This is a genomic window from Planktothrix sp. PLAVEN19ND, from assembly GCF_057220675.1.
This window is the reverse complement of record NZ_CM170132.1, coordinates 1,759,916-1,782,499: the sequence shown is the minus strand read 5'-3', so window position 1 is coordinate 1,782,499 and position 22,584 is coordinate 1,759,916. Positions and strand designations below refer to the sequence as shown.

Below are 22,584 nucleotides of genomic sequence, written 5' to 3'. Positions count from 1 at the left end.
TGATTTGAGTGAAAATTACTAGACTTTGACCTACATTCGCTTTAAAAACACCGATTTTGCCTAAGCTAACGCAGATTTTGTCTCCGGTCAAGAGCTACTCAAAAAAATTGATTATTTTCCAGTGTCCATGATTTGCGGTAAAATACTTATAAACCCAAAGGGGAATAGAAAATGAGTTAAGCTAATGATCAACTTCCCCTTAACTTTGAGCTAGTTTTAGCCTTGGTCAAACAACTGCAACACTATCATAACCCATAGTGAAGATCACCTCCATTTTCTCGGCTAACACTAACATAAATACGCCTTTAGTTAAAAATCTAGTTAAAGCTATTGATTTAATATAAAATGAGTGTCTCCACCTCGATACTAACAGAATTGCTGAAGTTTTTGCCCAATTTAAAGCCCCAAATTTATTTTAAATCCTCTTTAACTGCGTTATCTCATGCGATGGAGGATCAGATTTTAGCTGGAACTGAACAACCTCTGGTTATTGCTACCTTCCAACAGGAAAGATTTTATCGTAAAGAAGCTCACCGTTACCGAAAAATTGCTGAACTCACACCACAGGTTTATGTGATGGCGGCGTTAGAAACGGAGTTTCAAAACTCCTCTGATAATCATGAAACCGTGGCTTTTTACCCGCAAGATCAACTAAGTCAAGAATGGAATTTATTAGTTTTAGGACAATATTATTCAACCTGTTTAGTTTGTGTTGAACGAGAAGATTTAGTCCAGAATTCTGATATATCTGAACAGTTATTGATGGATCAAGCTCGTCCCTTTGAAGGAATTTGGACATCAGATCGGCAAGTTTCTATTAAGGTTGCAGAATTGCTTTTAGAACGGACTTTATATTACCGTCCTGAATTGACTGAAAAGGTAGAACAAGCCTATAGTATTTATGGTATTCGTTCAGTAGCTAAAAAAACCAAAAAATCTTCAAATCCCACTAAATCAAATACTATCTCTACAGATTATTCTTCTCTCAATGATCCCTTTGCTTATCGTTTAGTTACTTATCTACAAGCAGGACAACATGAACTTTTACGAGTCTATCGTTCCTTAGCAGCAAAAGAACGGAAGGAACGTTTAGTTAACTCTATTACAGCAACAATTCGCCAATCTCTAAACCCTCAAGAAGTGATCAAGGTAGCAACCCAGGAATTAGGGGAAGCAATGGGAGCTTGTCGTTGTTTAATTTATCGCTGCAAGGCAACGGATAATTCTGTTAAAATTTCTAATGAATATTTATGTAATGATGTCGTTTCTATCATCGGAAAAACTTGGATATTGCGAGAAAATCCGCTATTTCAAGAAGTTGTTAAACGTCAAGAACCTATTTATATTAATCAAACCGATAAAATTCATCCAGACTGGATTAATAATACTAATAATAACTCAGTAAAGCCAAAAGAATCATTAAAAAAAATTACCCAAAGATGGGAAATTAAAGGTTGGTTAATGATTCCTATTTTATACCAAGGTCAACTTTTGGGAATGGTAGAATTACACCAATGTAATTGTAATCTTTCCCTGTGGCAAGAAGATGATTTGTTAATGGTAGATGCGATCGCGACTCAACTAGGTGCTGCCATTATTCAAGCAGAAACCTATGCCAATTTAGAAGATCTTAACCAACAATTAGAAGCATTAGAACGCACCCGCAGTAATTTAATTGCCATTACCGGACATGAACTAAGAACTCCCTTATCCACAATTTTAATTTGTTTAGAAAGTTTAAATCAAGAGCCGAATATGCCCGTAGAAATGCGAAAAATTATGTTAGATACAGCCTTAACAGATGCAGAACGGTTAAGAAAATTAGTCCAAGATTTTTTGAAATTATCCCATTTAGAAAGTGGCCGTGTAGACTGGAACCCCGAATCTTTAAGATTAAAAGAATGTATTGATTTAGCCATTAGTGGAATTCGTACCCATCATAATCAAAATCAAGTTCCAGGTATTGAAATAGAAGTTTCACCGAATTTACCTTTAGTTCAAGCCGATGGAGAATGGTTAGTAGAACTACTATCTAAACTTTTAGATAATGCCTGTAAATTTACTGATTCTGATGGCAAAGTTACCATTAACGCCAAATGTAATCAAGAACAAATGGTAGAAGTGACAATCTCTGATACTGGACGGGGAATTGAACCTAATCGTTTAGACGCAGTATTTGAGCGTTTTTACCAGGAAGAAGGATCACTACGTCGGAGTGTGGGTGGAACAGGCTTAGGATTAGCGATCAGTAAACAAATTGTAAATGGTTGGGGCGGGATAATTTGGGCAGATTCCCTGGGTAAAAATCAAGGGAGTCAGTTCCATTTCACGATCCCTTATGTTGAAGGTGATTCCTGATTTGTAGTAAGCCCTTTAGGGCTATCTAACTCTGAGTCCTGAAGGACTCACTACAATAGTGACCAGGGTGTTAAAACATGAGATCCTAGAAAAAGTCAACAATAGTAAATTGAGTTAGAATTTCATGGCAAATCAAGCAACAGTTGTGATTACGGGAGCGTCTTCGGGCGTTGGTTTGCAAGCCGCTAGAGCCTTAGCCCAAAAGGGTTGGTATGTGGTGATGGCCTGTCGTAATTTAGCCAAAACTGAACAGGCGGCCGAATCCGTGGGAATGTCCAAGGACAGCTATACCATTCTCCCCATAGATTTAGGATCTTTAGCTAGTGTCAAACAGTTTGTCGCTAATTTCCGGTCTCTGGGTCGCTCGTTAGATGCCTTGGTCTGCAATGCGGCGATTTATATGCCTTTAATTAAGGAGCCTTTATGGAGTCCAGAGGGTTATGAATTAACGGTGGCGACCAACCATTTAAGCCATTTCTACCTCTGCAATGTCATGCTGGAGGATATGAAACGTTCCTCCTACCCCGATCGCAGAATGGTGATTTTAGGGACTGTGACCCACAACCCCGATGAGTTAGGGGGTAAAATTCCTCCCCGTCCCGACTTAGGCAATCTCGAAGGATTTGAACAAGGTTTCAAAGATCCGATTACCATGATTAATGGAAAACAATTTGAACCTGTTAAAGCCTATAAAGATAGCAAAGTTTGTAATGTTTTAACGATGCGAGAATTACATCGCCGTTACCATGATTCAACGGGGATTACTTTTACTTCTCTCTATCCTGGTTGTGTGGCAACAACAGCTTTATTCCGCAATCATTATCCCCTATTCCAAAAGATTTTTCCCCTATTTCAAAAATACATTACTGGGGGATTTGTTACTGAGGAATTATCAGGTGATCGCGTCGCCATGGTGGTGGCTGATCCTGAATATAAACAGTCGGGAATGTATTGGAGTTGGGGAAATCGCCAGAAGAAGGATCGCCAGTCTTTTGTGCAAAAGGTTTCTCCCCAAGCCAGCGATGATGAAAAAGGGAAAAAAATGTGGGATTTAAGTGCTAGGTTGGTGGGATTAGCTTACTAATAAAATCAGGGAGTAGGGACAATACTTTTGGCTGTTTCAATGAATTCTTGTACAAATCCCCTACTTTTAAGTGTGGGGATTTCCCTGTTCCCTATTCCCTATAATTATATCAATAAACGAGGAGGTTAAAATGTCAATTCAAGTTTTAAAACGACGTTTTACCGTTGAAGACTATCAGAAAATGGGGGAAGTTGGGGTTTTTAAAGCCGATGAGAATAATGAATTAGTGGCGGGAGAAATTATTAAAATGTCACCGATTGGAAAACGTCACGCGGCTTGTGTACGACGGTTGGATTATTTATTGAATCGTCAGTTAGGCGATCGCGTTATTATTGATACTCAAAACCCAATTCAATTAAATAATTTATCACAACCTCAACCCGACTTAGTTTCTCCTGCAACCTCGTCCCGATTTTTATGAAGAAAGACATCCCCAACCCTCGGATATTCTGTTATTAATAGAAGTCTCGGATACAACAATTGATTTTGACCAACAGGTAAAAATTCCCCTCTATTGTCAGAGTGAAATTCAGGAAGTTTGGTTAATTGACCTGAATCAAAATATTGTGCGGGTGTATCGAACTCCCACTACTAATGGTTATCAATCTATTCAGTTTTTTACAGTAGAACAAACCTTAACGATCGGTGTTTTTCCTGAATTTAATTTTAACGTTAATCAGATTTTTTGATCTTAAGGAACAGGAACAAAATCATAACCGAGTCCTGAACGATTTCCCGGTTCAATAGTAACTAATTGTAAGGGTTGATTGCGATCGCCCGAGGGTAAAAACCGAATCACCCCCGTTGCTCCCTGGGGCGTAAAATCCGGGGCGGAAAGCGCTTGTTGCACCCCTGTCCGGGTCGGATTTTTACTAATAGCAGCAACCAAGGCTTTTGTAGCATCATAGGAGGTGGCGGTGCGCCAGTTAACCGTTGCTCCCCAGAGTTGATTTGCTGTTTGAGCAAAAGCCGAATTAGGATTAGCTAAAATATGCCAAGGAATTGCTATGACCATCCCCACCGCATCGCCTCCCACCTTCAAAGTTTCCGGTCGATATAAACTATCTCCGCCCAATAACGGTAACTGTTTGCGATTAATTCTCACCACTTGTAACGCCTGTTCAATAGTAGAAGAATCGGGCGTTAAAACAATTACTTCGGCTCCCTGTTGGCGAGCTTGTTCTAGGGCTTGAATGGCATTAAAATTAGGTTTAGCAATATCAAAAACGCTGACTATTTCCCCCCCATCTCCACTTAAAGCCGTGGTAAATTCAGTTTGTAGGGATGTGCTATATTGATTAGCACTATTAAAAAATAGTACCGCTTTTTTCAAGTTTAACTTATTGAGTAAATATCGAGATAAGCTACTTCCAGCAAAGCGATCGCTCGGAACAGTTCTAAAAATATAGTCTCCCGCATTAGAAATAGAAGTTGATGTACTGGTTGGAGAAATTAAAACTAATTTTCCGGCTTCATAAATCGGTGCGGCGGCTTGGGTGGTATCACTGCCAAAATGACCAACTACCCCCAAAACTTCTGAATTATCTACTAACTTTTGAGCAACTTCTTTAGCAACTTCAGGACTATTATCATCATTGACAATCATCACATTTAATGATTTTCCTCCAATTCCTCCCCCTTGATTAACTTCCATTTGAGCCTGAGCCACTCCTCTTAAAATCTCCTGGGCGGTATTCACAGAAGTTCCAATTGGAATAGATACTGCTATAGTATAAAAGGGTTGATTATTTTGCAGAATTTGAGCATTATTTCGATAAACTAAGGCTTCAGGATCGTTTTTATTTTGTTGTAATGCCGCATTAAATTGTTGAACCGCATTCTGATATTGACGAGAAGCGAAAGCCGCAACTCCCGACTGTTTCAGAGCTAAATCTCCCGAAGCAATTAAAACTTTTTCTCCTTGACTCATGCGAGTTTCTATCGACCCCACCGCAATATTAGATGAGGACGCTGGGGGGAAAGTTCCAGAGGGGTTATTCGTATTTAATAGGGGTTTAGGAGAAAATCCGAAAAATAAAAAATAACCCGCCCCTAATAAGCCCCCGGTGATCAGAAGTGCTAAAAATAAGATTAGAGATTCATTTTTTTGAGACATCGGATTATCAATTGATGCTGAAGTTATATTCTAACATTTTTTTGGGGATTAACCTCTAAGTTAACAGACAGAAACATACCCAGCCTAACAAACTTAACGGATTCTAATAAATCCCAGTTTTTCAATTAAATCTTGACCTTGAGACGTTAATAAAAGTTGAGTGTAGGCTTCTCCAGCCTGTTGTTCAGATTGATTATTTTGTTTAACTATAATAAATAAACGTCGGGTGAGAGGATAAGCTCCATTTTTAAACACAACTGGATCAATTTGATTCCGTTGTTGAGGGCAATTTTCCGGGGAAATTAAAGGATTTTTATAAGGTTGAATTAAAGCTCCAGAGGTTAGACCTATAGCGATGGGTTTAATCGTACATTGGGCGACCACTTCTGGAGCAGAAGCATAATAGATTCCCCCAGGATTATTAGCGATCGCTCTTAGGGCTTCTGTGGTGGTCGGAATAAATTTTATCGTCTCGGCAAAACTCTCTCCTCCTAATACATTTGTAATAAAAAATTCTGTTGTTCCTCCGGCTTCTTTCGTCCGAGAATAGGCAACAATGGGAATATTTTCCCCGCCGAGTTGACTCCAATTTGTGATTTTACCCGTATAAATTTGTTTTAATTGATTGATAGTTAACCCTGGAATATTCAAGTTGGGATTAACCGCCACTACAATTCCATCAAGAGCAATAGGAACTTCGATTAAATTTAAGCCCCTTTGTCTGGCTTGTTGATATTCTGATTCTTGTAAAGGTCGAGAAGATTCAGCGAAGGTAATTTGATTATCAATTAACATTTTAATCCCACTTCCTGAACCTGGGGATTGACTAGGATTTTGAAAATATCGTAATTGAAATTGAGGAAAAACAGTTTGAACTTCTGGATTAATTCCTTGACGAATAGGTGCAAAGGTGGTACTTCCGCCATAGGTAAAGACTCCATTCGGAACATTAGGAACTTCAGCAAAGGTTTTAAAATTTGTTGTGGAGGTTTGAGGCACAGAAGTGGGTGAAATTGAATTAGAGGGAGAGGGATTAGAATTTAAGACTGTTGGCAAATTCATATTGCGAGTAAACCACCAAACTCCGCCACTAATTAATCCTCCGGTAATGAACAAGGCTAGAATTAAAGTTGTAGTATCATTTTTTTGAGCCATAAATCTCAAAGGTTTTGGATGTTAGGCAAAATCTTAGCACTTTTGTAGGATTCTTGGGGCAGATATTGATATAATATTACTGAAGGTATGGAATAAAAGCAAAAAAACCATCTCAAAATCATTCAAGGAATAATTGCTTATGGTTTCCTCAATAGAGCCTCAATCTAAACTCTCTTTACAAGAGTTTTTGCAATTACCAGAAACGAAGCCGGCGAGTGAATATATTAATACCCATATCTACCAAAAACCTATGCCACAAGGAGAACATAGTATTTTGCAAACTCGCTTAGTAACGGAAATTAATCGAGTGGGTGAATCGCAAAAATTAGCCTATGGACTGACCGAGTTACGTTGTACTTTTGGAGGAGTTTCTATTGTTCCAGATATCGCTATTTTTGAATGGAATAATATTCCTTTACGCCCCAATAAAAGAATTAAAAATCGGTTTGAAATTCCTCCAGATTGGATCATTGAAATTCTCTCTCCAGATCAATCCCCTAATCGAGTGATTCAAAAAATTGCTTTTTGTCTGAATCATGGAACAAAGTTAGGTTGGTTTATCGATCCCGAAGATGAATCCGTGAGTATTTTTCAACCGAATTGTATTCCCGAAGTTAAATCAGATAGGGATAGTTTACCTGTGCTGAAGGTGTTAAATGATTGGCAATTTTCAGTAACAGATTTATTCAGTTTACTCTATTTAGTCTAATCTTTTCTTGTCCTGGTTTATAAAAATCGTTTAAGTAGAAGATAAATTAACCGGAATAAAGTAGTTACAGCCACGCTAAATACAGCCATAATTAAAGGAACTGTAGTTAACATGATAGAAGGGCCTAATTTTAATAAAATAAAGTATAAAACTCCTATGGAAATTAAGGGGATAATGATAAAATCTAATCCGACTTCGAGCCAACGGTGATATAGGGCAAATATTAATCCCGTGACCGTGACTAAACCAATGATTAATAAAAAAATAGGCGGGAAACTAAATACCTTAAATACAGCAAATCCTAAGCTGGCGAAAACTCCCATTTCAAACCCAATAAAGGCGGCATTCGATAACAATTCTAAGGTAGAAAAAGAGCGAGTTGTTACTAAAGGTTGAACGGGAGTTACAGAAGGAGAAATAGCAGGAGAAGGGATTGGAGGAGGTTGGGGAATGGGTGGAATTTGGGGAGGGTTTAAGGCGGTTAAAACTTGAGTAGCGGAACCAAAGCGATCGCTAGGTGTAGGTAATAACATTTTATCTAAAATATTCGCTAATTCATCGGAAACCCTAACAAATTGTTTCCAGTTTCCATTGATTACTATAACTATCAAATAAATCTTGAGGATCTTTTGCGGTTAATAATACAATACAAGTCACTGCCAAGGCATATAAATCCGTGGAAGGAAACACCGTATAACCTCGCATTTGTTCAGGGGGTGCAAATCCTAAAGAATAAATTCCGGTCGATGTACCCCCTGGACTTTGGGTGACTTGTTTAACCGCACCAAAATCTAATAAATGTAAAAGACCTTGGCGATCGCGCATAATATTAGAGGGTTTAATATCGCGGTGAATCACATCATGATCATGAACAAATTCTAAAATTTTTAGCACTTCTTGGAGAACTTCCCTAACTTCTGCTTCTGAAAATTGTCCTTTTGAATGAATTTCGGTTTCTAAATTTTCTCCATTAATATACTCTTGAACAATATAAAAAAAACATTCTGGTTTTGAGGTATGCCATCCAGGGGCTTCTAAGGGAAAATAGGCAAATAAATCAGGAATTTGGGGATGTTTATTGCCCAATTGTTCCAGAACATGAGCTTCTCTTTCAAATAAAACCTGAGCCGTTGCTAATTGTTGAGCGTTTAAATCCGATGAGGGTTTAAATTGTTTAACCACACAATATTTCAGAGTAGGAGAGCGACGATCTTTAGCTAAATAAGCTGTCCCAAACCCACCTTGTCCTAATAATCTTTCGGGGAGATAACGACCATCTAAAATTAAAGGCATTCCGCAGGTGGTACAGAATTTTTGCTGTACGGTTTTGAGGATCATTTGATCCTCTAAATCGGTAAAATTATTGCGATCAGCCCCCAAACATCCCGGACGAGTACAGTAAATTTTCATAGTGTTGCTGCTGATAAAACATTAAAATTTTAGTTTCATAGTTTTGAAGTTTTAAGATTAAGAAAATTAACAGAATATCAAGTTATCACCTACTTTATTTTTATGGGTTCAAGGTTCTAAGTCTTGAGTATCTTGAAAATCCGTAGGAGAAATAAATGTCTCAATATTAATCGGTTTTTTAGAAGAATTTGAGGAAAAATTATGGGTGTTTAATATCCAACTTTGGGCTGTAAATAAGGGTAAGATATCTCGACTAAAAGCCTCAGATGCCTTGGATTGATAGCGATGATGGTTAACAATGACTGAAAGCATTCGTTTAACAACAACATCTTCAATCACCATGCGATGTAAAACTTTCATTTCTAATTCTTTTTCAATGGCTGAAGTCGAAACAAAAGCAGCACCTAATCCGGCTTGTACCGTATTTTTAATCGCTTCAATGGAATTTAACTCCATTTCTACTTTCAGACAGCGAGGATCGATCTCTGCTCGGATTAAAACTTGATCAATAACTTTGCGAATTGTAGACTGATAATCCAAAGAAATAAAGTCAAGTTGATACAAGTCTTCTTTTTGAATTTTGTCTAATTTAGCAAAGGGATGGGAAGGGGAAATGATTAAGGCTAATTCATCTTCAATATAGGGTTGAATCGTCAAAGCATCTTGCAATTCCGGTGGTACTTCCCCCCCCACAATAGCTAGATCAATTTGTCCATTTGCCACACTCCAAGCGGTGCGTCGAGTCGAATGAACGTGCAGTTGCACCGCCACATCGGGATATTTTTCTCGAAATAAACCAATCATCCGAGGGAGTAAATAGGTTCCGGTGGTTTGGGAAGCACCGACAATTAAGGTTCCCCCTTGGAGATTTTGTAAATCCTCAATGGCGCGGCAGGTTTCCTGACATAAACTCAAGATTTTTTCGCCATAATTTAATAAAAGATGTCCGGCTTCTGTTAATTTAGCTCTGCGTCCTCCACGATCAAATAACGGAACACTTAACTGTCGTTCTAAATTTTGGACTTGTAAACTAATAGCGGGCTGGGAAACATATAAACTATCCGCCGCCCGCTTAAAACTTCCCTCAGTTGCGATCGCTTTGAGAATGCGTAATTGATCTAAGGTAAAAGGAACATCTGTCATTGTGAGAGTGGGTAAAGAATTGAGCAAAAATAGAATCAAAAATCAGATTATTTTAGATAATTTTAACCTCAAGGGTGAAAAACAACTCGGTTAAATCAATCTGATAAAGGTAAAGCCGTGTATTCAGTTGGGTATTGAACATCAATACTATGTTTGTTAAAATCGGGGCTGGCAAACTTGGGTAAAATTTCATTTGTAAATGCCTCGGCTGCCTTGGATCGATAGCGATTCGGATTATAAATCACCGATAACGTCCGTTTGACAATCACCTGATCAATTTTAACCCTTTGCAGCACCCCCATTTGCAACTCTTTTTCAATGGCAGACGTGGAAACAAAGGCAACTCCCAACCCCGATTGAACTGCATTTTTAATCGCTTCAATCGAACTGAGTTCCATTTCTAATTGCAGATGGGTGGTATCAATTCCACAACGGGTTAAAACTTGATCAATGACTTTCCGAATGGTTGATTGAGCATCCAAACTAATAAATTTTAACGAGTATAAATCCTCTTTAAGAATAGTTTCTCGCTGGGCAAATTCATGGGATGTGGGCACAATTAACGCCAGTTCATCCTCCGCATAGGGAACAATTTCCAAGGCGGACATCAATTCCGGCGCAATTTCCCCCCCGACAATGGCTAAGTCAATTTGTCCATTCACCACACTCCAGGCGGTGCGCCGGGTCGAATGAACGTGTAACTGTACCGAAACATCGGGGTATTTTTCTCGAAATAACCCAATCATCCGGGGTAACATATAGGTTCCGGTGGTTTGAGATGCCCCGATAATTAAAGTTCCCCCCCGCAAATTTTGTAAATCTTCAATGGCCCGACAGGTTTCTTGACATAGGGAGAGAATTTTTTCACCATAACTCAGGAGCAGATGACCCGCTTCTGTGAGTTGGGCGCGACGTCCCCCTCGGTCAAACAGTGGCACATCCAACTGTCTTTCTAGGTTTTGCACCTGAAGACTAACAGCAGGTTGGGAGACATAAAGACTATCGGCAGCGCGTTTAAAGCTACCCTCAGCCGCGATCGCTTTCAGGATGCGTAACTGATCTAAAGTGAATGGAAGGTCAGACATATTCCTCAACCTCGGTAAAATAAGGAAGCGTGATGACTTTTAGGATGGGGGATCAAGTTCTTTCAGCATACTGCAACGATGAAGGGTAATTGAAATTAACTTTATTATTAATGGAGAAAAGGTCAAAATGTCTGAGCATTGGCTAACATCTAGCCATTTTGTGATGTTGGGGTTACTTTTGGGGTTTGCGATCGCCCATAGTGGTTTAGCAGCCTTGCGACCTTGGGGAGAATCGAAAATTGGGGCTAGGGTCTATAGAGTTTTATTTGCTTTGGTGAGCATCCCGTTAGCCACGGTTCTAATTATCTATTTTTTTAATCATCGTTACGATGGATTACAACTTTGGATGGTGCAGGATGTGGTTGTTGTTAAACCCATCGTTTGGATCTTATCCGCAATTTCATTTATTTTTCTCTATCCAGCCACTTTTAATTTGTTAGAAATTGCGGCCATTCAGAAACCGGAAGTCCATCTGTATGAAACCGGAATTATCCGCATTACCAGACATCCGCAAATGGTGGGTCAAGTGATTTGGTGTGTGGGTCATACCTTATGGTTGGGGACGAGTTTCACCCTGTTAACTTCCCTGGGGTTGATCTTGCATCACTTATTTGCCGTGTGGCATGGCGATCGCCGTTTGTTAGCCCGTTATGGCAAATCCTTTGAAACCGTGAGATCTCGCACCTCTGTGATTCCCTTTTTAGCGATCGCCCAAGGTCGCCAAACCCTTGAATTCAAAGAGTTTTTCCGATGGGCTTATTTAGGAGTCGGTATTTTTATCCTGTTACTCTGGCAAATTCATCCCCTATTAATGCGTGCAACAGGTAACATAGACTGGTAGCATGATCCCAGGGATATAAAAACACTGATTAATAAAATTTGAGGAATGATGCTATTGTCGGTCAATGAGCAGATGTTTACTCAAGAAGTTCTGGAATCTTCTTCTCCTGTTTTAGTACATTTTTGGGCACCTTGGTGTGGACTGTGTAAGCTAATTATGCCTCAACTGCGTCAATTCCAGGAGGACTGGCGAGGCACAATCAAGCTAGTAGGTGTGAATGCGGATCAAAGTTTAAAGTTAGCGAGTACCTATCGCCTCCAAACTTTACCAACATTAATTATTTTTGATCGAGGTCAGGTTTTATATCGGCTCGAACATTTTCAAGGTCGAGAAGATTTACGACGTCGCCTTGATAGTTTTATGGTCAATTATCCGAGTTCACAACCCACCCGTCAAACCCAGGAAGTTTTGCCTTTAGAAGTTTGACGGGCTTTTTGCAGTGATTAATTAATTAACACTGTCCCGTTTTTTGATTCCCAGGCTAAGGCTTGGGAATGCTTTTAAGGGTTTAAATTCATTCATTATACCAATAAAACTAGCTAGTGGTTGCAGCTTTTTAACACACGGATTCTTTTTTTGAAAACTTTTTGCCCCATCTTCAGGGTCTAACATAACTCAATCTAGCTAAGAAAGAAGGCGGTTTTAAATGGGTAACTACCCGATTTAACGGTAAAATCCGCATTTGATTATGGTGCATAACATTCACTTGATACACTTTTTTATTTGTAATATCTAGTCCCGTTAACCAACCACTTTTTGCGTGATAAACCCCCGTATCAATTCCTAACCATCCCTGACCTTGAACTAACTGTCCCGGTTCAATACCATCAAAAGTAAAGGTAATGGTATGACCAATAATAATTAACTTGTCCGCAAAATAGGGTTTAGGGATATTATGAAATTCTCGCCGTATCCAACAAAATTCTTCCTCATTTTGTTCTTTAATTGACATTTTGGGATGCACCCCCGCATGAACCAGCCAAACATCCCCTAAATCTAAATATAGGGGTAAAGAAGCCATCCAATGCACATGATCCCGAGGAATAATTCCTAAATCTTGATAACTGGTAATCGTAGTCAGACCGCCACTATATAACCAAGCTTGCCACGCTTGGGGATTTTTCCCTTCATCGGGCAACGCATTTAACATCAGTTGTTCATGGTTGCCCCGTAAACATTGATAGGGACTATTTTTGACAAAATTAACCACTTGGGCGCTTTTCGGCCCACGATCAATTAAATCCCCCAAAAAATAAACCTGATCATTTGTACCCGGAGCAATTCGATCTAATAAAGTCATTAGCCCGTCATAATGCCCGTGTACATCACCAATAACAATGCGTCGAGTCAGCATTTTTTATTTAATTGCACACACTATAAGGTGTTCTTCAAAATAGAAATTATCGACTTAAGGCGCGAATAAAACTCTGAAGTCCAGATAAAACACCTTTTCTCGGCCGTTGGACAGTTGGCTCCACTGACGAGTCACCCCCCTGAGTCGCCTGTGCCAGAATCAGATCCAATTCATCGCCGACGGGTTTTGTCGGTTGTTCAGTGATTAACTGGTACTGTCCATCAACTTCTAACCAAACTTCCCACATTGAAGGATAACAACGTCTGAGTGCTGCACCTTCTAGGGATTTGAGGTAATAGCAAGATTCAATGGTCTTGATAAACCTTTCTCGCAACTGACGAGCAGCATATCCTATTCCTATAATAGCAATATCTTCTAGTTTTGGATTAAGTAAAATTACTGGACGATCTCCGGCTAATTGAGATAATTTTTCCATCTGAGCCACTTCCACCGCAGAAGGGGATACCACTAAAAATTGCTGATCTTCTGCTTCTAATCGAGTTTCAACCGGAGAACGAGAAGTACCTAAATCAGTGACCCGAAAAGATGTTTTTCCCCAGTCCCGACGGGCTAAAGCAGCGGCTCCGGTATCGGGAAATAAGACGACTAATTGACTATCAGGTTTCTGAATAACGGGAATAAATTCTAGGGCAATAGATTGAGCTTCTAGTTCAATTTCAGGAAAGACTAATTCGATTTGAATTAACTTATAACCATCATCTAATGCAGCTTTAGTGGCTTGTTTTGCCTGTTCAATTGCCTCGGCTAAACTATTAGGTAATTCGGGCATAATTTTAAATTTATTAATGATTAACTGTTGTTAAAAAAATGAGTGGATATCCCCCTAGATCCCCATTAAAAAGGGGGACTTTTAAGTCTATTTCCCCCCTTCTCAAGCCAGGGTTAGGGGGGATCTCAAGGTCTGTGTATAATTCCCCTAACATCGTGCTAATTCGATACGGGGAACTAAACGCTTGAGGACTTGTTTCACCACCATGGCTGTCCAATCAATATCGGCTTTGGTGGTATCCCGTCCCAGGGTAAAACGAATCCCACCTAAAGCGGTGATTTCGTCATATCCCATTGCCAATAAAATCGGACTGGGACTGAGTTTACCACTACTACAGGCCGAACCTGCACTAATACCAATTCCGGCTAAATTCAGTTGACGGACTAGGGTTTTTCCCGTTAAGGTGGCAGGGTTGATGTGTTTTGGGGCAACACAGAAACTAACATGATGGGGTAAACGATTTAAACGATCGCCTGTGGGTAATAAATACGGCACATCGGCTAATAAGTCAAATAGGCGATCGCGTAACTCCATTAACCGAGACGTTTCTGTCACCATATCCTGGGCCGCTAATTGGCAAGCTAACCCAAATCCGGCCAGGGTGGGGACGGCCTGTGTCCCAGAACGCAGTTGAAATTCCTGTCCACCTCCAGCTAATAACGGAGTTAACTGTACCCCTTCCCGCACATATAACGCCCCTGCTCCCTGGGGGCCATACAATTTATGACTGGATAGGGATAATAAATCAACGGGTAACTGCTGCATATCCAGGGGCAAACGTCCCGCTACCTGTACCGCATCGGTATGAAATAAAGCCCCATGAGCATGGGCAATTTTGCCCAGGGTTTGAATCGGTTGCAGGGTTCCCACTTCGCTCTGGCCATAAATAATCGACACTAGCACCGTATTTGGTTGAATGGCTGCCTGTAAGTCCAGGGGGTGAACACGTCCGCGACTATCTACAGGTAAGCGGGTAATTTGCCATCCCCATTGTTCCAGAAGTTTTGCGGGTTCGGCAATAGCCGAATGTTCCACCGCAGAAATAATTAAATGTTGCGGCTGGGAATATTGACGGGCGACCCCCATAATCGCTAGATTATCGGCTTCTGTTCCCCCGCAGGTAAAAATAATTGATTCCGGTGGGGCGTTAATCAGGTGGGCCACCTGTATTCTGGAGCGTTCTAAAATCATAGCGGCTCTGTTACCCCACTCATGAATACTAGAAGGATTTCCCCAATTTTCAGTCATCACCGTTTGCATTAGGGTGATCACTTCTGCACGGGGGGGAGTGGTTGCGCTATGATCGAGGTAAATTTGCATAGATTTTTATCAATCAAAAGTTGAGTTTTGTTTTCCGCAAGCACAATTAAAAATCGTTAGAATTGAGAGGATTTGAGTTAATTAATCTCCTGGTTTACAAACGTTGTAATCTTCATGAGAAAGAACTTTTTGAGGAACTAATAAATTACCGCTATCTTGACAAAGCATTCGATAATTTCGCGTTACGGGAATACTGACAATAAAACGATTATGGCGTAGTCGCTTACCTCCAAAGTCTCGATAATTTTTTTGGTCACTTAAGCCCGCTAAAATAGTCCTGGCCTTAATCACAACATAATCGGGTAAGCCTCTGAGATCAATGATATCCTGAGTAAAGGAGGCTTCCCATTCTAGTTTTTTGGTTCGTTTGTCCTCCATAGCCTGACTGTGGGAATCCTGTGTCACCTCTTGTTGATTACAACGATGACAAATTTTCCCATATCCTTTATGGCCACAGGGAAATGTCCTCTTTCGTTTTGGCATAGCACAGCAGTGAGGGTGATTCGCGCCTACAAGCTCTGAGCAAGTGCTTACGGCGCTGACAGACTGTTATATCTTTTTCCGTCGGTGACTTGGCAGAAATTAAGTTAATCTCGTCCTATTAATAGATTACCGAAAATTTGGGGTTTAAAGTCCTGTCCCATTCGACAAGCTCAGGGCAAGCCTTCTAGGACGGCTTTTTTTGTCTAGGTGTTGTCAACCTAATTTTAGTCTGCTAAGATAGTTTGCGTAGTAGGTTGCTCACGCAAATGTTTGTTCTGGAGTACAAGCTTAGAGGGAAAGAATATCAGTATCGCTCAATTGATGAGGCTTGTACAGTTATTATTAAAGCTTGATATTAGAGATATTACTCCTCAGTTAGAACCTACCCAACAATGTGTAGGTCTGGATATGGGACTAAAATATCTTTATGCTGACACCAACCAAAATGTTGTTGAATGTCCTAAATATTATCGACGAGCAGAAAAACGTTTAAATAAATTAAATAGGAGGAAATCCAAAAAATTTATCCAAGGTAAAAAACCATCTAATAACTACATTAAGGCTAGAAGAAAGTACGCTAAGGGACATTTAAAAGTAAGTAGGCAGCGAGAAGAGTTTGCTAAGAGACTAGCACTCCGTTTAATTCAGTCAAACGACTTGATAGCCTATGAAGATTTAAAAGTCAAGAACCTTGTGCGTCACCCAAAACTAGCTAAGAGTATTAATGATGCTGGTTGGTCACAATTAAGAAAATGGATTGAGTATTTTGGAGTTAAGTATGGTAGATTAACAATTGCTGTTAATCCGGCTTATACATCTCAAGAATGCTTTAACTGTGGTCAATTAATCAAAAAGTCTTTATCGGTTAGAACTCACATTTGTTCTTGTGGATATTGTGAGGATAGAGATAAAATAGCTGCATTAAATATACTCAAAAAAGCTACGATAGGGCATATCGGAAGTTGGTCGGAAGACCTAAACGCTTGGGGAGATACAACCTCTATCTGGGCTGGTAGTAATACCTGTCAAGACAAGTTGAGTCAGTGAACCAAGAATCCCCGCTCTTTTAGGGCGAGGGAGTGTCAACTGAATCATGAAGCTAGGCAATGGGCAATGGGTTTTAGAAAAATGGGCAATAGACAATAGTTATTGATTTTTTGATTGTTATCTAAAATCTCGGTTAAAAATTCATGCCCCCGAATTAAGTTTAAGGTTCATTGAAAGATAATTCATAGTGATTAGATATTATATATTAATTTCGATACACTCAAATCCGGGCTAATAAATGATCTAAAATTACGGTTGAGTTTAGGCTAAACTATTTATATCCTGATATCTATAATTTTTAAAGACTCTGTAAAATTGGTCATACGCTAGTTAAAGTTTCTGTAAATTTCCTCAACTTATTGCAGTATAAATACTTATCTAAGCAACACTATAGATATGCTCAATCTTCCTGATGTGACGATTATTTCCCAAATCTATGAAAGTGCAAACTCTCTAGTCTATAAAGCGATTCGAGAGGAAGATAATCAACCAATAATTTTAAAAGTTCTCAAAGAAAATTATCCCACTCCCACGGAACTCGCTCGTTATCGCACGGAATATGAAATTACCCAATCCTTGAATTTACCCGGAGTGATTAAAGCCTACAATTTGCAAAAATATCAAAATACCTTGGTAATGTTTCTAGAGGATTTTGGGGGAAAATCTTTGAAACTTTGGACAGAAAAACACCCGTTGACCCTCAAGGAATTTTTACAGATTTCCCTTTCTATTGCGGAAACCCTAGGACATATTCACGCAAAAAATATTATTCATAAAGACATTAATCCCTCTAATATTATTTTCAACCCCACGACCGGACAAGTAAAAATTATTGATTTTGGGATTTCTACCAAATTAACTCAAGAAAATACAACCCTTAAAAATCCGAATGTTCTCGAAGGAACCCTCTCCTATCTGTCCCCGGAACAAACTGGACGCATGAACTGTAGTTTAGATTATCGCACGGACTTTTATTCTCTTGGGGTTACTTTTTATGAATTGCTAACCCATCAACTTCCTTTTGAAACAACGGATGCCCTAGAATTAGTTCATTGTCATATTGCTAAACAACCTTTAAACCCATCAAAGATTAATTCAGACATTCCCCAAGTTGTTGCGGATATGGTCATGAAACTGATGGCAAAAACGGCTGAAGAACGATATCAAAGTGCGTTTGGAATTAAATCAGATTTAGAACAATGTCTGAATCAACTTCAGGATTCTGGAACTATATCAAATTTTGTTCTAGCCGATCAAGATATTTCCGATAAATTCCAACTTCCTCAAAAACTCTATGGGAGAGACAGAGAAATTGAGCAGTTACTCAGTGCTTTTGAGCGGGTTATATCTCACAGTGAAATGATTTTAATTGCGGGATATTCCGGTGTTGGTAAAACGGCTTTAGTGCAGGAAATATATAAACCAATTACCAAAAAACAGGGGTATTTTATTTCAGGTAAATTTGATCAATATCAGCGTAATATTCCCTATAGTGCTGTGGTTAGTGCATTTCAATTTTTGGTTAAACAACTATTAACAGAAAGTGAAGCAGAGTTAACACAATGGCGAGAAAAACTTTTAATAGCATTAGGTGTGAATGGTCAGGTAATTATTGAGGTGATTCCAGAGATTGAATTAATCATAGGAAAACAACCGCCTGTAGCTAGACTGGATGCTAATCAGTCTCAAAATCGATTTAACTTAGTTTTCCAAAATTTTATTCAAGTTTTTACACAACCCGAACATCCTTTAGTTTTATTTATCGATGATTTACAGTGGGCGGATGGGGCATCATTAACCCTAATACAAGTGCTGATGAGAGTTAATTCATCGGGGCTATTTTTCATTGGTGCTTATCGAGATCAGGAAGTCACGTCTATTGATCCATTAATGCTAACCCTAGATAAAATAACCCAACAAGGAATTGTTATTAATCACATTTATTTATCTGCTTTAGATGAATCAAATACCGTTAAATTTATTACTGATTTAATTAATTTTGATCAAGAATCAGTAAGAGAGTTGGCTAATTTAGTGCATTTAAAAACCGGGGGAAATCCTTTTTTTATGAATGAATTTTTGAAATCACTTTATATGGAAGGGTTATTAAGTTTCGATTATCAACATTTAAAATGGAAATGGGATTTAGAGCGAATTAAAAGTCGAGATTTTACTGATAATGTGGTAGAATTTATGATGGAAAAAATCAAAAGTTTACCTGAGAGTACACAGGATCTATTGACCCTATCTGCTTGTATCGGAAATCAATTTGATTTGGAAATTTTGGCTTTGATTACCCAAAAAGAAATCGAGACAATAATCGTTGATTTATATATAGCTGTTGCAGAAAATTTAGTAACTCCCGTGGGAAACATGATCGATATAGAATTGGTTTTGGCTAAAAAACAATTTTCGCTAAAATCCCGGGAAATTCAAGAGATTAAATCCCCCGCATATCAATTTAATCACGATAGAATTCAGCAAGCTGCTTATGGGCTAATTGAAGATAGTCAAAAATATTATTTTCATCAAAAAATTGGTCAATTAATCCTGAAAAATACGACTTTAGATAGGCAATATGAGAAAATATTTGATATTGTGAATCAACTCAATTTTAGTATTCCCTTAATTTCTGACCTGTTAGAAAAACAAGAATTAGCAGAATTAAACTTGATAGCAGCGAAGAAAGCCAAGTTGTCTGCTGCCTATCAACCCGCTTTAAATTATTTACAAACGGGAATAAAACTATTAACAACTGATAGCTGGGAAACCCAATATAACTTGACACTTTCTTTATATGAAGAAGCGGCGGAGATTGCCTACTTAAATACGGATTTTACTTTGATGGAAACCTGGATTGAAATGGTAATTTCTCACGCCAAAACAGTTTTAGATAAAGTCAAAGTTTATGAAATAAAAATTATGGGTTATAACGCCCAAGGAAAATTCAAGGAAGCGATTACAATTGGATTAGAAGTCTTGAATTTACTGGGGATTCGGTTACCCAAAAATCCTGGTAACTTTGATATTTTATGGGGACTATTACGAACAAAACTAAGCCTAGGATTTCGACCGATTAATAGTTTGATTGACTTGCCAGTCATGACCAATTCTTCTGCTCAGGCAGCCATGAGAATTTTAAGCAAAATTAGCAGCACAACCTATATGTTTGCCCCTTTAATGTTACCTTTAGTTGTGTTTGAACAAGTTAATTTATCCATCAAGTGGGGGAATACTTCGGAATCCCCTTTTTCAGCCTATAGTGGCTATGGAACAATTCTTTGTGGTATTTTTGGTGATATTAATGCTGGCTATCAATTTGGTCAACTGGCTATAGCATTGGTCTCAAAACTGAATGCTAAAGATGTAAAATGTAGAACAGAATTTACAGTAAATAACTTTATAATACATTGGAAAGAACCTGTAAAAAATATATTAACTTCCCTTCAGAATGCTTATTTAATTGGACTGGAAACCGGTGATTTAGAATTTGCTTCTTATGCAACTTATGCTTACATCTGTTGTGCTTTTCTGAGTGGTTTTGCATTACCACAACTGGAGTTAGAAGTAGCAACTTATACCCAAGCTGTTCGTCAATTAAGACAAGATAGAAGTGCTGATTTAAACTGTATTTTGCATCAAGCTATTCTCAATCTAATGGAATTATCAGAAACACCGCATAATTTAATTGGACAATCTTTTGATGAACAAATAGCCATCCCCATATTTCATGATAGAAATGATCGGAATGCGATTTTTTTTCTATATTTTTTTAAATTTGTGCTTTGCTTTTTATTTGGGGAAATAGACCAGGCTATTATTAATAGTAAAATTATCCAGAATTATAATGATGGAGCGATCGCCCTGTTAAAAATAGCCCAATTCCATTTTTATGATTCCTTGGTTTGTTTGGGTTGTCATCAAAGTAAATCTGCCTTTAAACAGAATTATTTAAGAATAAAAAACAATCAAAAAAAACTGAAAAAATGGGCAGATTATGCTCCTCAAAATAACCTGCATAAATATCTGCTAGTGGAAGCCGAATTGTGTCGAGTTTTAGGTAAAGATTATTTAGCCATGGGTTATTATGATCAAGCGATTAGTTTAGCAAAAGAAAATGAATATATTCACGAAGTGGCGATCGCTCATGAACTAGCAGCTAAATTCTATCTATCCCGGGGTAAAGAAATTATCGCTAAAGCCTATATGCAAGAAGCTCGTTATTATTATCAAATCTGGGGTGCAACAGCTAAAGTCAAACAATTACAAACCAAATATCCAGATTTATTAACAGTAACTCAACGAGATATTCCTTCTAGTCAAATCACCACCACTGGCTCGAGTTCAAATCTGGATATTGCCACAGTATTAAAAGCATCACAGGCTATTTCTAGTGAAATTGAATTAGAGCAATTACTCTCCCGCTTAATGAAAATTTTAATTGAAAATGCGGGGGCGCAGCGAGGGTATCTGATTTTATCAAACCAGGGAAAACTATTCATTGAAGCGACAGGAACAATTGACAGTAAACAGGTAACGGTATTACAATCGATTCCGGTTGAAAATTTTTTAGAAATCTCCCAGGCGGTTGTCAATTATGTGGCTCGGACTCAAGAGAGTGTTGTGCTGAATCATGCCACCCAAAACAGTCAATTCAAAAATGATTCTTATATCGAAAATTATCAACCTAAATCTATTTTGTGTGTTCCCTTAATTAATCAAGGTCAATTAATTAGTATTGTTTATTTAGAAAATAATTTAACCACAGGAGCTTTTACCACCGAAAGACAAGAACTGTTAAATTTGCTCTCGGCTCAAGTTGCCATTTCCGTTGAAAATGCCCAACTCTATAAGAATATGGCACAATTGAATCGAGCCTATGAAAAATTTGTTCCCAGTCAATTTCTTCAGTTTTTAGAAAAATCTAGTATTGTTGATGTGAAATTAGGTGATAACGTCCAGTTAGAAATGTCGGTGCTATTTTCCGATATTCGGGACTTTACAACTTTAAGTGAAAGCATGACACCGGAAGAAAATTTTAAGTTTATTAATTCCTATCTGAGTCAGATGGAACCCGCTATTGTTGAAAACCATGGCTTTATTGATAAATATATTGGCGATGCTATTATGGCTTTATTTAGCGGGGATGCGGATCATGCTTTAAAAGCGGGAATTTCTATGTTAAAGCGACTGGATAAATATAATATTGGGAGACTCCAAAATAATGATCCACAATTAAAAATTGGCATTGGTATTAATACCGGATCTTTAATGTTAGGAACCGTTGGGGGACAGAATCGGATGGATGGAACTGTGATTTCTGATGCGGTTAATTTAGCCTCCCGGGTGGAAGGTTTAACGAAAAATTATCAGGTGTCTTTACTAATTACTCAACAAACCTATTCTCGGCTCAAAAATCCTTTAGACTATTGCATCCGTACCATTGATATTGTTAAGGTTAAGGGAAAATCGGAGGCGGTGACGGTTTATGAGGTATTTGATGGGGACTCCCCCGATGTTAAGGATGGAAAGTTAGTAACCCTGCCTTTATTTACGGAAGCATTGGATCTTTATACTCAAGGAAAATTAGCTGAAGCGGGGCAACTTTTTGCTGAATGTTGGCATCAAAATCAAGGCGATCTCGTGGCAAAAATTTATGAGAAATGCTGTCAACAGTTAATATAATAAA

19 protein-coding genes are annotated in these 22,584 nt (G+C 38.5%); 9 read left to right on the top strand and 10 right to left on the bottom strand.

Annotated features, from left to right (window positions below; translation table 11 throughout):
• The first annotated feature begins 345 nt into the window (after positions 1-345).
• The 4 genes from AC2D3N_RS07580 (at position 346) to AC2D3N_RS07565 (ending at position 4,131) form a co-directional block, all read left to right on the top strand.
• The gene (locus AC2D3N_RS07580) at positions 346-2,358 is read left to right on the top strand and encodes a DICT sensory domain-containing protein (protein WP_484693248.1); all 2,013 of its coding nucleotides are present in this window, start codon (positions 346-348) and stop codon (positions 2,356-2,358) included.
• A 124-nt stretch (positions 2,359-2,482) separates the two neighbouring features.
• Positions 2,483-3,442 carry a protochlorophyllide reductase gene (locus AC2D3N_RS07575; protein ID WP_484693247.1) on the top strand — a complete coding sequence of 320 codons (960 nt, stop codon included), beginning with the start codon at positions 2,483-2,485 and terminating at the stop codon, positions 3,440-3,442.
• 130 nt (positions 3,443-3,572) lie between these two features.
• The gene (locus AC2D3N_RS07570; protein ID WP_484693246.1) at positions 3,573-3,863 is read left to right on the top strand and encodes a Uma2 family endonuclease; all 291 of its coding nucleotides are present in this window, start codon (positions 3,573-3,575) and stop codon (positions 3,861-3,863) included.
• Complete coding sequence (locus AC2D3N_RS07565) at positions 3,838-4,131, top strand: Uma2 family endonuclease (RefSeq protein WP_484693740.1); 294 nt, start codon at positions 3,838-3,840, stop codon at positions 4,129-4,131. The genes AC2D3N_RS07570 and AC2D3N_RS07565 overlap by 26 nt, the downstream gene beginning before the upstream one ends.
• 2 nt (positions 4,132-4,133) lie before the next feature.
• On the opposite strand, the gene AC2D3N_RS07560 is transcribed toward AC2D3N_RS07565, so the two are convergent.
• Entirely contained in the window at positions 4,134-5,558 is a 1,425-nt protein-coding gene (locus tag AC2D3N_RS07560) for an ABC transporter substrate-binding protein (protein ID WP_484693245.1), read from the bottom strand.
• 93 nt (positions 5,559-5,651) lie between these two features.
• The gene (locus AC2D3N_RS07555) at positions 5,652-6,713 is read right to left on the bottom strand and encodes a PstS family phosphate ABC transporter substrate-binding protein (protein WP_484693244.1); all 1,062 of its coding nucleotides are present in this window, start codon (positions 6,711-6,713) and stop codon (positions 5,652-5,654) included.
• A 139-nt stretch (positions 6,714-6,852) separates the two neighbouring features.
• Here AC2D3N_RS07555 and AC2D3N_RS07550 point away from each other — a divergent pair, with 139 nt between their 5' ends.
• Positions 6,853-7,422 (top strand): Uma2 family endonuclease, encoded by a 570-nt coding sequence (locus AC2D3N_RS07550; RefSeq protein ID WP_484693243.1) that lies wholly within the window; start codon positions 6,853-6,855, stop codon positions 7,420-7,422.
• 17 nt (positions 7,423-7,439) lie between these two features.
• On the opposite strand, the gene AC2D3N_RS07545 is transcribed toward AC2D3N_RS07550, so the two are convergent.
• From AC2D3N_RS07545 to AC2D3N_RS07530, 4 genes are all read right to left on the bottom strand, one after another.
• Positions 7,440-7,955 carry a hypothetical protein gene (locus AC2D3N_RS07545; RefSeq protein WP_484693242.1) on the bottom strand — a complete coding sequence of 172 codons (516 nt, stop codon included), beginning with the start codon at positions 7,953-7,955 and terminating at the stop codon, positions 7,440-7,442.
• A gap of 34 nt (positions 7,956-7,989) precedes the next feature.
• Positions 7,990-8,832: a protein kinase domain-containing protein gene (locus AC2D3N_RS07540; RefSeq protein WP_484693241.1), complete on the bottom strand. Its 843-nt coding sequence runs from the start codon at positions 8,830-8,832 to the stop codon at positions 7,990-7,992.
• A gap of 108 nt (positions 8,833-8,940) precedes the next feature.
• Entirely contained in the window at positions 8,941-9,975 is a 1,035-nt protein-coding gene (locus tag AC2D3N_RS07535) for a LysR family transcriptional regulator (RefSeq protein ID WP_079676992.1), read from the bottom strand.
• Between the two features lie 95 nt (positions 9,976-10,070).
• Positions 10,071-11,060 (bottom strand): LysR family transcriptional regulator, encoded by a 990-nt coding sequence (locus AC2D3N_RS07530; RefSeq protein ID WP_079676993.1) that lies wholly within the window; start codon positions 11,058-11,060, stop codon positions 10,071-10,073.
• A gap of 127 nt (positions 11,061-11,187) precedes the next feature.
• On the opposite strand from AC2D3N_RS07530, the gene AC2D3N_RS07525 reads away from it, so the two are divergent.
• Both AC2D3N_RS07525 and AC2D3N_RS07520 read left to right on the top strand, forming a co-directional pair.
• Positions 11,188-11,901, top strand: a complete 714-nt coding sequence (locus tag AC2D3N_RS07525) for an NnrU family protein (protein WP_079676994.1) — start codon at positions 11,188-11,190, stop codon at positions 11,899-11,901.
• 48 nt (positions 11,902-11,949) lie between these two features.
• A complete protein-coding gene (locus tag AC2D3N_RS07520) occupies positions 11,950-12,327 on the top strand; it encodes a thioredoxin family protein (protein WP_079676995.1) in 378 nt (125 codons plus the stop codon).
• 172 nt (positions 12,328-12,499) lie between these two features.
• Here AC2D3N_RS07520 and AC2D3N_RS07515 read toward each other — a convergent pair whose 3' ends face one another.
• The 4 genes from AC2D3N_RS07515 to AC2D3N_RS07500 form a co-directional block, all read right to left on the bottom strand.
• Positions 12,500-13,255 carry a metallophosphoesterase family protein gene (locus AC2D3N_RS07515; protein WP_079676996.1) on the bottom strand — a complete coding sequence of 252 codons (756 nt, stop codon included), beginning with the start codon at positions 13,253-13,255 and terminating at the stop codon, positions 12,500-12,502.
• Between the two features lie 46 nt (positions 13,256-13,301).
• Entirely contained in the window at positions 13,302-14,045 is a 744-nt protein-coding gene (locus tag AC2D3N_RS07510) for a DUF1995 family protein (protein ID WP_079676997.1), read from the bottom strand.
• A gap of 147 nt (positions 14,046-14,192) precedes the next feature.
• Entirely contained in the window at positions 14,193-15,365 is a 1,173-nt protein-coding gene (locus tag AC2D3N_RS07505; protein ID WP_484693240.1) for a cysteine desulfurase family protein, read from the bottom strand.
• Between the two features lie 81 nt (positions 15,366-15,446).
• A complete protein-coding gene (locus AC2D3N_RS07500) occupies positions 15,447-15,848 on the bottom strand; it encodes a DUF7682 family zinc-binding protein (protein ID WP_079676999.1) in 402 nt (133 codons plus the stop codon).
• 270 nt (positions 15,849-16,118) lie between these two features.
• On the opposite strand from AC2D3N_RS07500, the gene AC2D3N_RS07495 reads away from it, so the two are divergent.
• Positions 16,119-16,895, top strand: a complete 777-nt coding sequence (locus tag AC2D3N_RS07495) for an RNA-guided endonuclease InsQ/TnpB family protein (RefSeq protein ID WP_200816681.1) — start codon at positions 16,119-16,121, stop codon at positions 16,893-16,895.
• A gap of 396 nt (positions 16,896-17,291) precedes the next feature.
• Positions 17,292-22,580 (top strand): AAA family ATPase, encoded by a 5,289-nt coding sequence (locus AC2D3N_RS07490; RefSeq protein ID WP_484693239.1) that lies wholly within the window; start codon positions 17,292-17,294, stop codon positions 22,578-22,580.
• Positions 22,581-22,584 lie beyond the last annotated feature (4 nt).

Bases quoted from the DNA above. Each gene is read 5' to 3' on its own strand.
- AC2D3N_RS07555 (WP_484693244.1), bottom strand. From the start codon at position 6,713: ATGGCTCAAAAAAATGATACTACAACTTTAATTCTAGCCTTGTTCATT.
- AC2D3N_RS07505 (WP_484693240.1), bottom strand. From the start codon at position 15,365: ATGCAAATTTACCTCGATCATAGCGCAACCACTCCCCCCCGTGCAGAA.
- AC2D3N_RS07550 (WP_484693243.1), top strand. From the start codon at position 6,853: ATGGTTTCCTCAATAGAGCCTCAATCTAAACTCTCTTTACAAGAGTTT.
- AC2D3N_RS07570 (WP_484693246.1), top strand. From the start codon at position 3,573: ATGTCAATTCAAGTTTTAAAACGACGTTTTACCGTTGAAGACTATCAG.
- AC2D3N_RS07540 (WP_484693241.1), bottom strand. From the start codon at position 8,832: ATGAAAATTTACTGTACTCGTCCGGGATGTTTGGGGGCTGATCGCAAT.
- AC2D3N_RS07580 (WP_484693248.1), top strand. From the start codon at position 346: ATGAGTGTCTCCACCTCGATACTAACAGAATTGCTGAAGTTTTTGCCC.
- AC2D3N_RS07545 (WP_484693242.1), bottom strand. From the start codon at position 7,955: ATGTTATTACCTACACCTAGCGATCGCTTTGGTTCCGCTACTCAAGTT.
- AC2D3N_RS07510 (WP_079676997.1), bottom strand. From the start codon at position 14,045: ATGCCCGAATTACCTAATAGTTTAGCCGAGGCAATTGAACAGGCAAAA.
- AC2D3N_RS07520 (WP_079676995.1), top strand. From the start codon at position 11,950: ATGCTATTGTCGGTCAATGAGCAGATGTTTACTCAAGAAGTTCTGGAA.
- AC2D3N_RS07500 (WP_079676999.1), bottom strand. From the start codon at position 15,848: ATGCCAAAACGAAAGAGGACATTTCCCTGTGGCCATAAAGGATATGGG.
- AC2D3N_RS07530 (WP_079676993.1), bottom strand. From the start codon at position 11,060: ATGTCTGACCTTCCATTCACTTTAGATCAGTTACGCATCCTGAAAGCG.
- AC2D3N_RS07535 (WP_079676992.1), bottom strand. From the start codon at position 9,975: ATGACAGATGTTCCTTTTACCTTAGATCAATTACGCATTCTCAAAGCG.
- AC2D3N_RS07575 (WP_484693247.1), top strand. From the start codon at position 2,483: ATGGCAAATCAAGCAACAGTTGTGATTACGGGAGCGTCTTCGGGCGTT.
- AC2D3N_RS07490 (WP_484693239.1), top strand. From the start codon at position 17,292: ATGCTCAATCTTCCTGATGTGACGATTATTTCCCAAATCTATGAAAGT.
- AC2D3N_RS07515 (WP_079676996.1), bottom strand. From the start codon at position 13,255: ATGCTGACTCGACGCATTGTTATTGGTGATGTACACGGGCATTATGAC.
- AC2D3N_RS07560 (WP_484693245.1), bottom strand. From the start codon at position 5,558: ATGTCTCAAAAAAATGAATCTCTAATCTTATTTTTAGCACTTCTGATC.
- AC2D3N_RS07525 (WP_079676994.1), top strand. From the start codon at position 11,188: ATGTCTGAGCATTGGCTAACATCTAGCCATTTTGTGATGTTGGGGTTA.